14 protein-coding genes and 3 pseudogenes are annotated in these 13,904 nt (G+C 42.9%); 10 read left to right on the top strand and 7 right to left on the bottom strand.

Annotated elements, in window-relative coordinates; all coding sequences use genetic code 11:
* Positions 1–33: 33 nt before the first annotated feature.
* From EH198_RS12960 to EH198_RS12940, 5 genes are all read left to right on the top strand, one after another.
* Positions 34–915, top strand: coding sequence for a carbohydrate ABC transporter permease (locus EH198_RS12960; RefSeq protein ID WP_036600688.1), 882 nt, complete (start codon positions 34–36; stop codon positions 913–915).
* Positions 915–1,745, top strand: a complete 831-nt coding sequence (locus EH198_RS12955; RefSeq protein WP_036600687.1) for a carbohydrate ABC transporter permease — start codon at positions 915–917, stop codon at positions 1,743–1,745. The genes EH198_RS12960 and EH198_RS12955 overlap by 1 nt, the downstream gene beginning before the upstream one ends.
* Positions 1,746–1,842: 97 nt before the next feature.
* Positions 1,843–3,117 (top strand): ABC transporter substrate-binding protein, encoded by a 1,275-nt coding sequence (locus tag EH198_RS12950; protein ID WP_124695959.1) that lies wholly within the window; start codon positions 1,843–1,845, stop codon positions 3,115–3,117.
* Between the two features lie 26 nt (positions 3,118–3,143).
* A complete protein-coding gene (locus EH198_RS12945) occupies positions 3,144–3,968 on the top strand; it encodes an alpha/beta hydrolase (RefSeq protein WP_124695958.1) in 825 nt (274 codons plus the stop codon).
* Positions 3,969–4,124: 156 nt separating this feature from the next.
* Complete coding sequence (locus tag EH198_RS12940) at positions 4,125–5,126, top strand: NAD(P)/FAD-dependent oxidoreductase (RefSeq protein WP_379310768.1); 1,002 nt, start codon at positions 4,125–4,127, stop codon at positions 5,124–5,126.
* A gap of 62 nt (positions 5,127–5,188) precedes the next feature.
* Here the strand turns inward: EH198_RS12940 and EH198_RS25155 are convergent.
* A pseudogene (locus EH198_RS25155) lies at positions 5,189–5,413 on the bottom strand (IS3 family transposase); the annotation flags it as partial.
* Between the two features lie 231 nt (positions 5,414–5,644).
* On the opposite strand from EH198_RS25155, the pseudogene EH198_RS12935 reads away from it, so the two are divergent.
* Both EH198_RS12935 and EH198_RS24645 read left to right on the top strand, forming a co-directional pair.
* Positions 5,645–5,986, top strand: a pseudogene (locus tag EH198_RS12935) (transposase); the annotation flags it as partial.
* 355 nt (positions 5,987–6,341) lie between these two features.
* On the top strand, positions 6,342–6,509 hold the full coding sequence (locus EH198_RS24645; RefSeq protein WP_185702868.1) for a hypothetical protein: 168 nt from the start codon (positions 6,342–6,344) through the stop codon (positions 6,507–6,509).
* A gap of 75 nt (positions 6,510–6,584) precedes the next feature.
* Here the strand turns inward: EH198_RS24645 and EH198_RS12930 are convergent, their stop codons facing one another.
* The 3 genes from EH198_RS12930 to EH198_RS12920 all read right to left on the bottom strand — a co-directional run bounded on the left by EH198_RS12930 (position 6,585) and on the right by EH198_RS12920 (position 8,361).
* The gene (locus EH198_RS12930) at positions 6,585–7,535 is read right to left on the bottom strand and encodes an alpha/beta hydrolase (RefSeq protein WP_124695957.1); all 951 of its coding nucleotides are present in this window, start codon (positions 7,533–7,535) and stop codon (positions 6,585–6,587) included.
* A 25-nt stretch (positions 7,536–7,560) separates the two neighbouring features.
* On the bottom strand, positions 7,561–7,680 hold the full coding sequence (locus EH198_RS25425) for a hypothetical protein (protein ID WP_342772034.1): 120 nt from the start codon (positions 7,678–7,680) through the stop codon (positions 7,561–7,563).
* Between the two features lie 195 nt (positions 7,681–7,875).
* Positions 7,876–8,361, bottom strand: coding sequence for a LysR family transcriptional regulator (locus tag EH198_RS12920; protein WP_124695956.1), 486 nt, complete (start codon positions 8,359–8,361; stop codon positions 7,876–7,878).
* Positions 8,362–8,379: 18 nt separating this feature from the next.
* On the opposite strand from EH198_RS12920, the gene EH198_RS12915 reads away from it, so the two are divergent.
* Together EH198_RS12915 and EH198_RS25495 are read left to right on the top strand one after the other, a co-directional pair.
* The gene (locus EH198_RS12915; protein ID WP_124695955.1) at positions 8,380–8,757 is read left to right on the top strand and encodes an MFS transporter; all 378 of its coding nucleotides are present in this window, start codon (positions 8,380–8,382) and stop codon (positions 8,755–8,757) included.
* Between the two features lie 12 nt (positions 8,758–8,769).
* Positions 8,770–9,237 (top strand): annotated as a pseudogene (locus EH198_RS25495) (MFS transporter); the annotation flags it as partial.
* Positions 9,238–9,751: 514 nt separating this feature from the next.
* Here EH198_RS25495 and xylB read toward each other — a convergent pair.
* Positions 9,752–11,257: a xylulokinase gene (gene xylB, locus EH198_RS12895; RefSeq protein WP_124695952.1), complete on the bottom strand. Its 1,506-nt coding sequence runs from the start codon at positions 11,255–11,257 to the stop codon at positions 9,752–9,754.
* A 76-nt stretch (positions 11,258–11,333) separates the two neighbouring features.
* On the opposite strand from xylB, the gene EH198_RS12890 reads away from it, so the two are divergent.
* Positions 11,334–12,212 (top strand): helix-turn-helix transcriptional regulator, encoded by an 879-nt coding sequence (locus EH198_RS12890; protein ID WP_185702867.1) that lies wholly within the window; start codon positions 11,334–11,336, stop codon positions 12,210–12,212.
* A gap of 53 nt (positions 12,213–12,265) precedes the next feature.
* Here EH198_RS12890 and EH198_RS12885 read toward each other — a convergent pair whose 3' ends face one another.
* Positions 12,266–12,721, bottom strand: coding sequence for an HIT family protein (locus EH198_RS12885; protein WP_124695950.1), 456 nt, complete (start codon positions 12,719–12,721; stop codon positions 12,266–12,268).
* A 1-nt stretch (position 12,722) separates the two neighbouring features.
* The gene (locus tag EH198_RS12880) at positions 12,723–13,730 is read right to left on the bottom strand and encodes a zinc-dependent alcohol dehydrogenase (protein WP_246014270.1); all 1,008 of its coding nucleotides are present in this window, start codon (positions 13,728–13,730) and stop codon (positions 12,723–12,725) included.
* Positions 13,731–13,904: the final 174 nt, after the last annotated feature.

Here is a 13,904-nt window from a genome sequence, read left to right as displayed (position 1 = left end):
TTAATATTAAGAAATAACAACAGAGGTGTTGTAATGAACAGAGTTTGGTCATCAAGTATAATGCAACAAATTGTATTTATGGGCCCTTTTGTTGTTTTGTTCATTTTGATCACGGCCATTCCTTTTACTTTTGGTATCTATTATTCATTTACGGATTGGAACGGTTTGTCGGATAAGCTGCCTTGGGTTGGAATTGACAACTATAAATTTATCTTCACAAATGATACAGCGTTCATACATTCACTCTGGTTTACGATTCGTTTTACAATTGTGTCAGTTATTTTATGCAATGTAATCGGGTTCATAATAGCATACTTTTTATCGAAGCCTTTAAAGAGCAGAAATGTACTGCGCACATTATTTTTTATGCCTAACGTAATTGGTGGAATAATACTTGGTTTCATATGGCTATTTATATATACTCAGGGGTTCTCTACTATCGGTGAGTATACTGGCATTGCTTTTTTTAATCTACCATGGCTAGGTACTGAAACAACCGCTTTTTGGGCGCTGGTCATCGTGTTTGTCTGGCAGGGAGTCGGTTATATTATGGTTTATTATATTGCAGGTCTTGCAAATGTACCGCAAGATTTGATCGAGGCAGCTACGATTGACGGAGCTAAAACCCTACAGATTCTGCGCAATATAATTTTCCCAATGATCATGCCATCCATTACAGTTTGTATTTTTATTTCTACTGTCGCTTCCTTCAAATCATTTGATTTAAACTATTCCCTTACAAAAGGAGGTCCTTTTCTTTCTACCGAATCAGTTGCTATGAACATCTATACTGAGGCATTTGCAAAAAATAATATGGGCCTGGGTGCTGCAAAAGCAATTGTTTTCTTTTTTATAGTCATGATTATTTCAATTATTCAAGTATATCTTACGAAGAAGCGGGAGGTGCAAGTGTGATGAGTGTCACTTATTTCCGCAAATTTTTCCTAATAGAACTAATGCTACTGCTTATTCTTGTCCTATTTCTCTCTCCCTTCTACCTTGTGTTAGCTAATTCTTTTAAGACTTTCGCCGAAATTACCCAAAACGCTGCGACCCTTCCAACTAGTTTTCATTGGGAAAACTTTTCAATAGCTTGGAAATCTATTAATCTTCCGATTGCATTTCGAAATACGATTGTTATCACATTGTTAGGATCAATAGGGATTACCTTGATCTCGGCAATGGGTTCATACCGAATCGCACGTCATGAATCTCGTGTGAATAGATTTTTATTTGGAATGTGTATAGCTTCAATGGCTGTTCCGTTTCAAGCGGTAATGATCCCTTTGATCAAGGTCGCGAAATGGTTTCAATTAATGAACAACATTCTAGGAATTGTTGTTGTATATTGGGGGCTCGGAGTTTCTTTTGCTGTAATATTATTTCACGGATTTATTAAATCCATTCCAATAGAGCTTGAGGAATCGGCACGAATAGACGGTTGCGGCCCGTACCGAGTATATTGGAAAATTGTATTTCCTTTACTGAAACCGATGGTTGTAACGGTTATTTTGATTAATTCATTTTCGATATGGAATGATTTTCTGCTTCCAAACATTATGTTGCGAAAACCGGGTTACGGCACTATACAACTGGCAGTAAGTACCTTTTTTGGTGAAAGGGAAAAAGATTGGAACACTGCATTGGCTGCTTTAGTCATAACTTCTGCTCCACTTTTATTATTCTTCCTCTTCCTACAGCGTTATATCATTGATGGGATTACAGCCGGCTCTGTAAAAGGGTAACGAATTGAACAAACTATCTACCTAATAAATTGTTTCATAATTAGGGGTTTGTTCTCATAAGCAATCGCAATTCCAAAAAATTACTGGAGGGGTAAGTATGAAACAGATTTGGTCGGTTGTTTGTACGGTAATAATACTGGGAACGTTACTGTCGGCATGTTCTTCTAGTGGAAATCAATCAAAAACAGATCAAGCAGCAAATGGTGATGGATCCAATAAACAAAAAGAAGTAACGATTAAAGTGGTTGAGTATAAGAATCTTGAAGGATACAAAGATATAGCCAGGGAATTTGAGAAACAGAACCCTGGAGTTAAAGTTGAGTTCTCGTATATTAATTCAGTCGACTTTGATCCAACTATGAAAGCAAGATACGCTGCCGGAGATATGCCTGATATTTTCAATAACTGGAATGTAGATGTCTGGAAAGACTTTTATGAGGATTTGTCCGACCAACCGTGGGTGGGTGATTTATTTGAAGGTACGAAAGGATTTGTCACGAGGGATGGCAAGTTGTTAGGGATGCCCTATATTATTGAAGGGGCTGGGCTGGTTTATAATAAAGAGCTCTTTGAAAAAGCAGGTATTACAGCAACACCGAAGACGTTCACAGAGCTTAAAGCTATTGCACAAAAGCTCGAGGATTCTGGAACCCAGCCGTTTGTTAACTCTTATGGAGAACCATTATTTCAGTTGGGAGCACATTTTTTTAATAATGCTATGGATAGAGTAGATAATCCCGTTCAGTTTATTGAAGACCTTAGGAATGGCAAGGCACATCTTGTTGGTAATCCAATGTTTGAACAGATGCTTGATGTTTTACGTTTCTCAGCTGAACATGGAAACCATAAAGATTTAACAACTGACGGAAATACACAGGCAAATGATCTCGTAAATGGAAAGGCTGCGATGGCTTTACAAGGGAATTGGATTCAAGACAATGTTAATAAATCAAATCCGGGATTAAAAATGGGAATCATGCCATACCCATTTACGGATGATATCAATTTAAATGACAAAATAAACATGCAAATTTATTCACTAGCGGTATACAACAAATCTCCGAATAAAGAAATTGCCAAAAAGTTCTTAAATTTCCTTGTAACCTCAGATATAGGGAAGAAAACTCTCGTTGAAGTTTTTCATCAAGTTCCAGCCATGAAAACGATCAAACCCACAGAGCAATTCGTTGGTCCCATCAATATGGATTTATTATCTTATCTTGAACAAGGGAAAGTTGTGCCCGTGGCATTTTGGGATTACTTTCCTATAGCAACCGATATTGGTCAAGTATTACAGAAGTTTGTTGCAAACAAAACTAACTCCACTCAAACTTTAAAGGAAATTGAAACTTTGTTTAAAAACTGGAGATAATACACATCGAATGGAGTGTGGTTCTTTTGGCTTTGATGGAATGCAAGTTTTTTTCTAGGAAATTAATGTTGCAAACTTCTATGTTCGTCTATATTCCTACTCCGACAATGGATGATGAAAATTTTGGGAGACTTGATCAATATTTTGAAGAGGGAAAGAAGTATCCTACTCTGTATTTGCTACATGGCTTGTCGGATGACCACAGTGCCTGGTTGAGGAATACCTCGATTGAACGATATGCTGAGGCAAAAAAAATCGCGATTGTGATGCCAGCAGCAGATCATAGCTTTTATACCGATATGGCTTATGGTAAGCCTTACTATAGTTATTTTAGCGAAGAGCTGCCACAGATAGCGAGAACGTTGTTTCCTCTTTCCAGCAAGCGAGAAGATAATTTTGTTGCCGGATTATCAATGGGAGGATACGGAGCATTCAAGCTTGCACTCAGCAACCCGGAAAAATACGCTGCTGCTGCAAGCCTATCTGGAGCACTTAATTTATATAAGGTCGCTAACAGCTTAGCTCAAAAAACGCATAAAGGAAGTCCAACTCTGCTGCCTTTGCATCAAGTTGCTATGAATGCATTTGGAAATATGGGAGAACTGAGTGGAACGGAGCACGATCTGAATTACCTTGCAGAGAGAGTCAAAGAATCCAATACAGAAATTCCTAAACTCTATCAGTGCTGTGGAACAGAAGATTATGTTTATGAAGTTAACGAGGATTTCAAAGATTTTACCAAAAAGATTGGACTCGATTTAACTTACGAAGAAGGTCCCGGAGGGCATGATTGGAGTTACTGGGACACCCAAATTCAGAGAGTTTTGCAATGGCTTCCAGTCAAACAATAAAGGGCGCCCAATGCTGGGATGTGACATACGACAGATATCTGAAGAAATCCATTAAAATTGATGACTTTTAATGAATAGGACTGTCAGCAGGAAGGGAAATAAACAAATAAAAATCTTAAGGAATATTCTAATTAGTTGACTAGGAGGATACTTCTTTTGACTCAAGTACAATTGACTGTTCAACCGGTAGATATCGCCATTATCGGCGGCGGTCCTGCCGGAATGTTCGCCGCTTTTTACGGCGGAATGCGTCAAGCTTCTGTTAAAATCATCGAAAGCATGCCTCAGCTGGGGGGGCAGCTCGCCGCCCTATATCCGGAAAAATATATTTACGATGTGGCTGGGTTTCCTAAAGTAACGGCTCAGGAATTGGTCGATTCGCTCCAGCGGCAGATGAATCACTTTTCGCCGGAAGTTTGTCTGGAGGAAAAAGTGGTCGAACTGATCAAACTTGAGGAGCGACTGTTCGAGATCCGTACGGATAAAGCGGTGCACTTCGCCCGATCGGTCATTATTACTGGAGGCGTCGGCGCGTTTGAACCCCGAAGTCTAGAGCTGCCAGAAGCAGTGAAATACAAACAGAAAAATCTGCATTATTTTGTCAGCGATCTGCATAAGTTCAAAGGGCGAAAAGTGCTGATCAGCGGCGGCGGCGATTCCGCAGTCGACTGGGCGCTCATGCTAGAGCCGATCGCGGAAAGCGTGATGCTCATTCATCGCCGGGACAAGTTCCGAGCTCATGAGCACAGCGTAGAAAATCTGATGAAATCGAAGGTCAACGTTATCGTCCCGACCGAGATTGCAGAGCTCGAAGGCGAGAGCGAAATCGAGAGCGTCACCCTGCGCAACGTCAAAACGAAAGAAGAAGTCAAACTTAACGTCGATGCCGTTATTGTCAATTTCGGCTTTGTTTCTTCGCTTGGACCGATTTCCGAGTGGGGTCTGGACATCGAGCATGGATCGATCGTTGTCGACTCCCGGATGGAATCGAGCATTCCAGGCATCTTCGCCGCAGGCGACATCACGACCTACCCCGGCAAAGTGAAGCTGATCGCGGTCGGATTCGGTGAAGCTCCAATCGCTGTTAACAACGCCAAGGTGTATTTAGATCCGAACGCCAAGTTGTCTCCGGGCCACAGCAGCAATATGAAGCTATAACGACTCTTCTGGTGATGTACGAAGCACCTTTTTATGATTCACCCATACGCAGTGTTCTATTTTACAGACTCTTCAACGATTGCCGTCGTTGTACAAATTAAACCTTCGCGATAGAACGTTTCATACTTTAGCGTGGAATGAAACGATTTGATGGGGGCATTACCAGCGGTCGTACCCTTGCGGGACATGCTCATGGTAATGCCTTTTCCCTTTACGGCATCCTAATACGTCCAAGACGTATCTTGATCGCTATGAAGGATCGTGCCTGGAAGGTCTGGCAGTTGATTCCATTAAACAAGTCTAGAATACTCGACAAGTACAACGTTTTTCCCTAAAACTTCTTTTATGAACCAATTGACCCTAAGTCGCGCTGTGGGCAAATGATTTCTCAATAATTAGGGCTTGCTGAACAAACAAAATCTCTTACTCCTACAAGGATTTGAGGCCATTTTGTCGAATGGATCTGCAAGGAAATACCCGAAAAACAGCCAAAACCCTTGCAGATGGAGGAAGCGAACATGTTTCATCGGATCGAAAATACCCCTGACCTTCTGAAAAACTTTTATCTCCCCTTCGGCGGTAAGCTGAACCCCAACAATCGGTGGGTTCAACTCGCCAAACTTATCCCTTGGAACAAAGCAGAGGAGAAGTACATCCAGACCTTAGGCTCTCCCATCGTGGGGCAAAAAGCGTATCCGGTACGTGTTGCACTCGGGTCTCTGCTGATCAAAGAACGCTTGGGCTTAAGCGATCGGGAGACGACCCTGCAGATTATGGAAAACCCGTACCTCCAGTACTTCCTCGGCTATGACGGCTACGTGGATGAAGAGCCCTTCCACCACTCTCACTTCTTTCGCTTTTCAGGCAATTGGCAAACCGATGCCCAATTTAGTCAGTGACGCTTTGCGTATGTTAATCACTTCATTTCCGGTGCTGCTGCCATTGCTTCATATTCCCATCAAAAATATAAACCTTATTTTCATATTCTTTGGAAGCGGAAATCTGATAGCATTCTTGCTTCTGTATTTGTGGGCAAAACGCGAGTTTATAAAACTGAGAAATAAGCCAACAGCTACTGAGGCTTAAAACAAGACGGGAGCGGGTTTTGAAAATAATTATGCGTTCTTCGGGCATTTTGACATCAAACCGGCCGCAGGCCAAGCTACAGAAACCGGAGCGTATTACTCCTACGATTATAGTAACGCGCATTTTGTGGTGCTGAACACGAATGAAAACTCGGAGGAGTATGCGGATTTCTCCAATGCCCAGGTAGAGTGGCTGAAAAGTGATGTGAAGGCAGCCAAAGCGGCGGGCGCCCAGTGGATTATTATAAAGGACACTGGGTTATTAAAAATCATGCTTATTGGACCGTTCTACAATTGATTAAGCAAAACGTAACTTGTTGGTTCGACTTATTGCTCCGATGCTAGTTGAGATACATCCCCCTTATCGGTAGGGTTATTGAAACCCGTCTTTCAGCCAAGCGCTGGCCAGAGATATTGCACTTTTGGCCGCGGCAGTGTCCGACAATGCATTCAACATAACAAAGTCATGGATTATTCCTTGATAGCGTACCGCAGTGACATCAACACCAGCTTCTCGAAGTTTATTCGCATAAGCCTCACCTTCGTCCCGCAGGACATCGGCTTCGGCTGTTATGATCAAAGCCGGCGGAAGACCGCGAAGCTGCTCGGTAGTTGCCCTCAGCGGGGAGGCCGTAATCTGGTTTCTTTCCTCAGAATCGCTTGTATACTGATCCCAGAACCACTTCATCCCGTCGCGCCGTAAAAAGTATCCTTCGGCAAATTGATGGTAGGATTCCGTATCAAATGAAGCATCCGTAACGGGGTAGAAAAGGAGCTGCTGCCCAATAGCAGGACCACTGCGTTCTTTGGCCATTAGCGTAATTGCCGCAGTCATGTTTCCGCCGACACTATCGCCGGCTACAGCCAAGTGATCCGAATCCAGCCCATGTTCTTTGCCGTGCTCTGCGATCCATTGCAGCACAGCATAGATTTCTTCAATTGCCGTAGGATACTTCGCTTCAGGAGACAGACTGTAATTCGGGAATACAACAGCAGCTCCACTCTTCACGGCCAGTTCACGGATCAACCGATCATGGGTGTGTGCGTTGCCGAACACCCAACCTGCACCGTGTATGTACAGAATGACAGGCAGATTCTTTTCAGTAATGAGTTTCGGACGTAAAATCCGAATAGATACATCGCTTGGGCCACCTGTTATGCTGATATCTTCAATGTCCACGTCTGGCTTTTGAATCTCGCCCGCTTGGGCTTCGTCGACCGCAATCCGCCCCTGCTCCGGTCCTAGCTCGAATAAGAATGGCGGATTGGCTGTAGCCTCAACAAAATTTTGTGCTTCCGTTTCAAGAATAAGTTTTTTCTCCATGTTTATCATTCTCCCTCACATCATTTTATCGAACCGCCGATTTGATACCTTGAATTCCCCCTGCGACAATAAGCCACAACTGTGATTCCGCTAAACAGCCAAGCAGAGAGCCTAGACCGAAGAGGCCTATGGCAATGATAAACATCCGGCGTCTACCTAATAAATCCGACCATCTTCCTCGGCAAGCAAGATCCGCCATAGACTAAAGAGTAAGTACTGACTACCCATCGAAGATTATTTACTGAAAAGCCGAGGTCTTCCGCGAGCAGGATAACGCTAATCCCTTATATTTGTTATTGTTCATGTTTAAACTTCCTCTCTAATTTTTGAATCATACCATTCAGTCTAAATTCATCCTAACAAGCATATCAGGCATAGGCTGTTCTAAATTGGCAAAAGCAATATCGATCTCACCGCGTTCCAACAATTGGTATAATTCCGTTGATTGCTGAGTGCGAATCCGAATTTCGATTTGTTTTGAATATTTGCTTAGTTCCTTGTAAATGGCAGGGAGGACGTAAGTTTGTATGCTATCTGCCGCTCCGATCGAAAGCGTCAAATGTTTTGTGCGGGTACGGATCTGACTGGTCTCCTGAACAAGGGCCTCCCATCTTCTGGCCAGCACTAAAAATTCCTGCCCGCTGGAAGTTAACGATAATGTTCTTAGCCCTCTTCCACGGTCGATTAAGTTCATCCCGACTTCCCGTTCCAGCTGAGCTAACCGGTGACTTAGAGTGGACTGGGATATAAATAAGGAGCTGGTGGCATCGGTTAAACTGCCGTGTCTTACTATAGAAAGAAAAGCTTCGATTCCTAATGTGTCCATAGCGTAGCACGCTCCAAAATGGCCTTATTTTTTACACATTCGTTCAGTTGGCTGCTTGTATTCCGATTTGTTCAAGGGACCTTGATAACCGGAGTAACGACGATCCTAATGACCTATGCGGCTGAAGAATTTCCCATCAAGAAAAAAGGGATGGTGCTGGCCACATATGTTAGCGTCACATTGGCTGGAGGACTTTTGGGAAGGGTATTATGCGGATTTATTACGGAGCACTTCAATTGGGAATGGTTCTTTTTTATAACAACGGTTATGACAACTCTCGTCAGTCTCTTGATCTATTTCTGTTTATCGGAATCGACTGGGCAGGTGAAAAGCGGTAAACAAAACTTCACGGATCATTTCAAAAATCTGCCGTTGTTTTCCATTTTCTTTATTTGATTTTCTCATTTTTTCGCTTTTGTCGGATTCTTTAATTACTTGCCTTTTTACGCCAGTCAAGCGCCTTTTCATTATTCAGTCACCCAAACATCGCTTCTCTATCTTACGTATATTTGGGGCATTGTATCTTCGCTAATTACGGGGACGGTCTCTAACCGGTTTGGCCGAAGAGCAACGATTGCCGTCGGACATCTTGTGGGAGCTACAGGGATATTGGTTACGTTGATTCCTTCTCCATATACGCTTATTTTAGGCGCTTCGATACTGACTTTAGGCCAATTTTGTTCCCAATCTTCAGCCACCGCCTATATCACGGATGTTGTAACCCACTCGAAGGGTCGGCCACTTCCTTGTACCAGTGTTTCTTTTATTTGGGGGGAGCCTCGGGGCGTGGATTCCTGGAATCCTGTGGAAACATTTTCATTGGTCCGGTATCGTGGTTACGACGGTAGGTTTTATTTTATTGACGCTTGTCATTAAACGTGGTCCTTGTACAACTGGAAGGACGGTTCGAACCATTTTCGCAGTAAAACCAGCTGTCCGGCATGAAAGGCAAGATGCTGAGCACAATAATGCAGCACAAACGGGATGGTCAAGCCGTCTTCTGTAAAAAGCCGGTCCAGATCCGATTCGGTGAACCGGCTAAGCACGTCGATGCTTTGTGTTTGAACGATACTCCATGCATGGAGAAGCTCCGCCTACATCCTTCCCGTGTGTAGCGGACATTTCTAGGTCCCGGTCACGTTCCAAGGGGATGCCTCCCAGTTTGTTTCCAATCCACTGGTGCTCCGATCCGCATACATGCATCAAAATATTTCCGATGGATAGGGTTGTGGGGGAGGTACGTTTCCAAACATACTCAGCCGGCAAACCTTCAACGCTTTGGTACATCAATATTCGGCATTGGTCAAGATTGGAGACAAGGGGTTGAAGACAGATTTAGCCTGCTACAACCCCGAGGCTAAACCTTGATCGCGATTGATCGCTTGTTTTGTTATGATTGATGATGACTACAACCTAGTTCTTTTTCCAAGTTATACATATGACTAAAAGCATCCTTCAAGGATCTATACAGTAAAGTATATTGCTGAAACCGCTTTTGATAAGCCTTATGTCTTATCTCATCAGGCTCAAATATATGATTCATACCTACAGGAGCATCTTTAAAAGCATCAAGCCCTTCCGTAGCTCTTAAAGCAAGAAGCGCAACACCCAAAGCTGGTCCTCCCGATGATACCCAATGCTCTACCGGGAGCCCGAAGATGTCTGCAATCATTTGAAGCCAAAGAGGGCTTTGCGCTCCTCCGCCAATGGCACGTACGCTGTTGACGGGGATTTGCAACTGCTGTGCAATAACGATAGATTCATATAAAGAGAAGCTTACGCCTTCAAGAACAGCTCGGGTCATGTCGCCTCTCGTATGTTGGTGACTTAAACCCAGGAATGTACCTCTCGCATAAGGGTCATTGTGAGGTGTGCGTTCACCGGATAGGTAAGGGAGGAAGTACAGCCCTTTTGAACCGTTTGGTATCTGCTCAGCCTCGGCTAAAAGTAAATCATAACGGCCATCTTGGATTTCTTCTACCCACCATTTGAGGGAAGCGCCTGCTGACAAAGTAACACCCATTACATGCCATTGTCCGTTGGCATCACAAAATGAATGCAGCCGTGCGAATTCATCCGGAAGATAAGTGCTTTGTGGAGCAAACACAACACCGGATGTCCCAAGAGAAACCATCACAGTGCCTTCTTCGGCAATTTGGATTCCAACTGCTCCTGCCGCATTATCCCCAGCCCCCGCTACAACAGGAATGCCAAGGGGAAGTGCCGTCTCTCTTTCCGCTGCTTCATTTACTTTTCCAGCTGCTTCGTAAGATTCATAGACTTTTGGCAACATGTCTGGATGTAACTCAAGGATCTTTAGCATGGGTTCAGACCATTTTCGATTTCGTACATCAAAAAATAGCGTTCCTGACGCATCGGAAACATCTGTGACTAATTCTCCGACAAGCTTGTAATTAATGTAATCCTTGGGAAGACAGATGGATTTCACCTTTGCAAAAATGTCGGGACGGTGTTTTTTTAACCATAATATCTTAGGAGCTGTAAAACCTGGAGAAGCAATATTTCCGGTAAGTTCGATTAAGGTCCCTTTACCTACCACATTATTTAAATAGTCTGTCTCCTCATGGGATCGCTGGTCGTTCCACAAAATAGCTGGGAGAAGGGGATTTCCGTTCTCATCCAACGCTACCAGGCCATGCATCTGACCGCTCACTCCTACACCTTTTAATTGGGAAGGGTCAAACGTTTGGAACAGTTCCTGAAGTCCATCTTTTACAGCTGTCCACCAATCCTCCGGGTCCTGCTCACTCCAGCCTGGGTGAATGTGATAAATAGGATATGCTCTGATTGCCTCTGCCACAATTTTACCGAACTTATCGATAATTACCATTTTTGCCCCTGATGTTCCTATATCTATCCCAAGTGTGTACGACATATAATGTCCTCCTTTATTTGTTAAAATGAATGTGCTAGAATACGTTGAAAGTTCTTTAAGAAGGAGTAAGAAGTGTATGAAATTAAGAGATAGCCAGCTTCAGGTATTATGGACAGCCCGTGTGGACTATTCCAGAAACAGCGGTATAAAAGAGCACTCTCATGATTTCTACCAGCTTCTTCATATCATTGACGGAAAAGGGTCCGTTTCACAGGAAGGGCGGTTATATCCCGTGCTTTCAAATCATTGTTATCTTTTTAAAAAAGGAGTTTCTCACAGCTTCCACTTTACAGAAGAAACCATCACATTTGACATTAAGTTCTCCTTGGCGGAAGAATTTGCAAAGTATATTGCGAATTATGATTGGTCTGGAGGATTAGCATTTAATAATATTGCTCAGTTTAAGGAATTATTTCGACTTTCAAGCATCAATCTGAAAGAAACCCATGATCTGCTGCCTTTTCGAATTGATGTGGGATATAAAGGAGTTTTATTAGAAATTGTTCAGGACAGGAATTCACAGAATTCTAACCCCCAGATTACAACACCGGTTACGGAAACAGACGAAGGGTATCCAATGGTCCAATATTTAAAGCAGAATCTGTCCTCCAAAATCAACCTGGAAGAAATGGCCGAATATTTCAACTTTAATTCTCATTATCTTATTGAACTGTTTAAAAAGAACTTGGGTACTACACCGATGCAATATCTGCAAGCCCTTCGGCTTGAAAAGGCAAAGGAATATCTTGAATTTACATCCTATTCTGTTTCGGAAATTGCTGAACTAATCGGATTAACTCCCCAGTATTTCTCTAGACTATGTATGGAGCGGCTTGGAATGTCCCCAAGTAAGATCCGTGAACAAATGCGGACCGTAGTAGGGAAAGATATTATACTGGAAGAAGATTTCAGTATTGATGAACAGCCGACTCTCACCAATATAGAAGGCAGCTGAATTTTGTTGGACAAAAACCCCTGTAAATATGTTACAGGGGTTTGGTTTGATTTCTACCTGAGCAACTTTGCTTGGATGAGCTTTATGGTCTCTTGATACCCTAATGGATCTAACATTTTTTTGGAAGGAGGAGCATTTAGGAAAGCTTCTCCCCATTCCGCAGATTCTTTATATTTTGGAACGAGATGAACATGCAAATGGGAGACCAGATCGCCGTAAATGCCATAATTCATCTTATCCGGTTGAAAAGCTTCATGAAGGGTTCTGGCCGCCTGGGAGACATCCTCCATAAATAGCTGCAGATCGGTTGGATCCAAATGGAAAAGTTCCCTGACATGCCGGTTATACGCGACAATGCATCGACCTTGATGTGTTTGGTCTTTGTTTAGATAGAGGGTGGATACTCTTAACTTGGCCGCCTCGATCATTAAACCTTCCAGTTTATGATTTTTGCTGCAATAAAAGCATTCCGGATCATCTATGCTACCATTGTCAGCTTTATTTGGCATATTAAGAATTTACCTCACAATCTATCATAACGTGAATAATATCCCCACTGCGTTGGTTGCGAAGCTTAAACGCTTCTTCAATTTTTTCCAGAGGGAAGATGTGGGTAATCGTCTCTTTTGTATTCACTAATCCGTCCATAACCAGACGAAGCCCTTCTTCGAAAAATCTACGATTATCAATGTCGCGCTTCGGTTCAGTAGATAAAATGTCTAGACGTTTTTTATGAACTTTAAAGAAATCGATTGGCTTGTGACTCGTTCCAATGCAGCCATACATAACAATCCGGCCGTTCTGTGCAGCTGCATCGATGGCGTCTACCATACCAGAGCCCTCAAGAAGACACGGGATGACCACATCAAAACCGTCAGGAAAGTCTTTACCAACGACGTCCATCGTTTTGGTATCGGATGATGGCAGCTTATAAGTATGCGTTGCTCCATATTTTTTGGCAAGCGCTAATTTTTCATCGAACAGATCAGTAACTACAAGATTCTTTGGGCTAAAAAGGTTAATAACCTGTGTCATAGCAAGTCCGCTAACACCTTGGCCCATAATCAGAACATTTTTAGCAGGAGAAATTTCAGCCCTTTCCGCCGTATGTAGCAGAGGAGGAAGCACCTCAATAAGCGAACCTTCAATTAACGGGAAATCTTTGGGCAGAACCTTTACCGCAAAAGGAATGCAGCATACATATTCTGCAAAGGCTCCCCATACATAACGTAAAGCAACATGATCACCTTCTTTTAATCCAATAACATTTTTTCCAACTTTGTCGATAATACCGGCTACTTCATGACCTAAACGGGTCGGATAGGAAAGAAACTCAGGTTCACGCGCTCCCCGGTACACTTCAAGATCACTCCCACAGATGCCAACCCACTTCACTTTAATTCTAACTTCACCTTCATTTGGCTCCGGAATATGAGCTCTTTTGATAGAAACAGATCCTATATCCTCCATCACTGCACACATTTGAGTGCCAGGGCCGTCTCCTTCAACTAATTCCATAGGGGGGACTGTCATCTTTCGTACCATCTATAAAACCTCCAATATCGAAATCACATCGGTGTGATGCGTTACACAAAGTGTATGGTAAACGCTTTCAGGTATCAATATCGAAAATTCATGTAAACTTAATCAAAATTCATAGGTTGACAATTATCTGTAGAATCTGACTTTTGG

Origin of the sequence: Paenibacillus rhizophilus, from assembly GCF_003854965.1 — a bacterium.
GTDB classification, from domain to species: domain Bacteria; phylum Bacillota; class Bacilli; order Paenibacillales; family Paenibacillaceae; genus Paenibacillus_AQ; species Paenibacillus_AQ rhizophilus.
The sequence above is the reverse complement of the archived record's forward strand: the minus strand, read 5'-3'. Positions and strand labels throughout refer to the sequence as shown.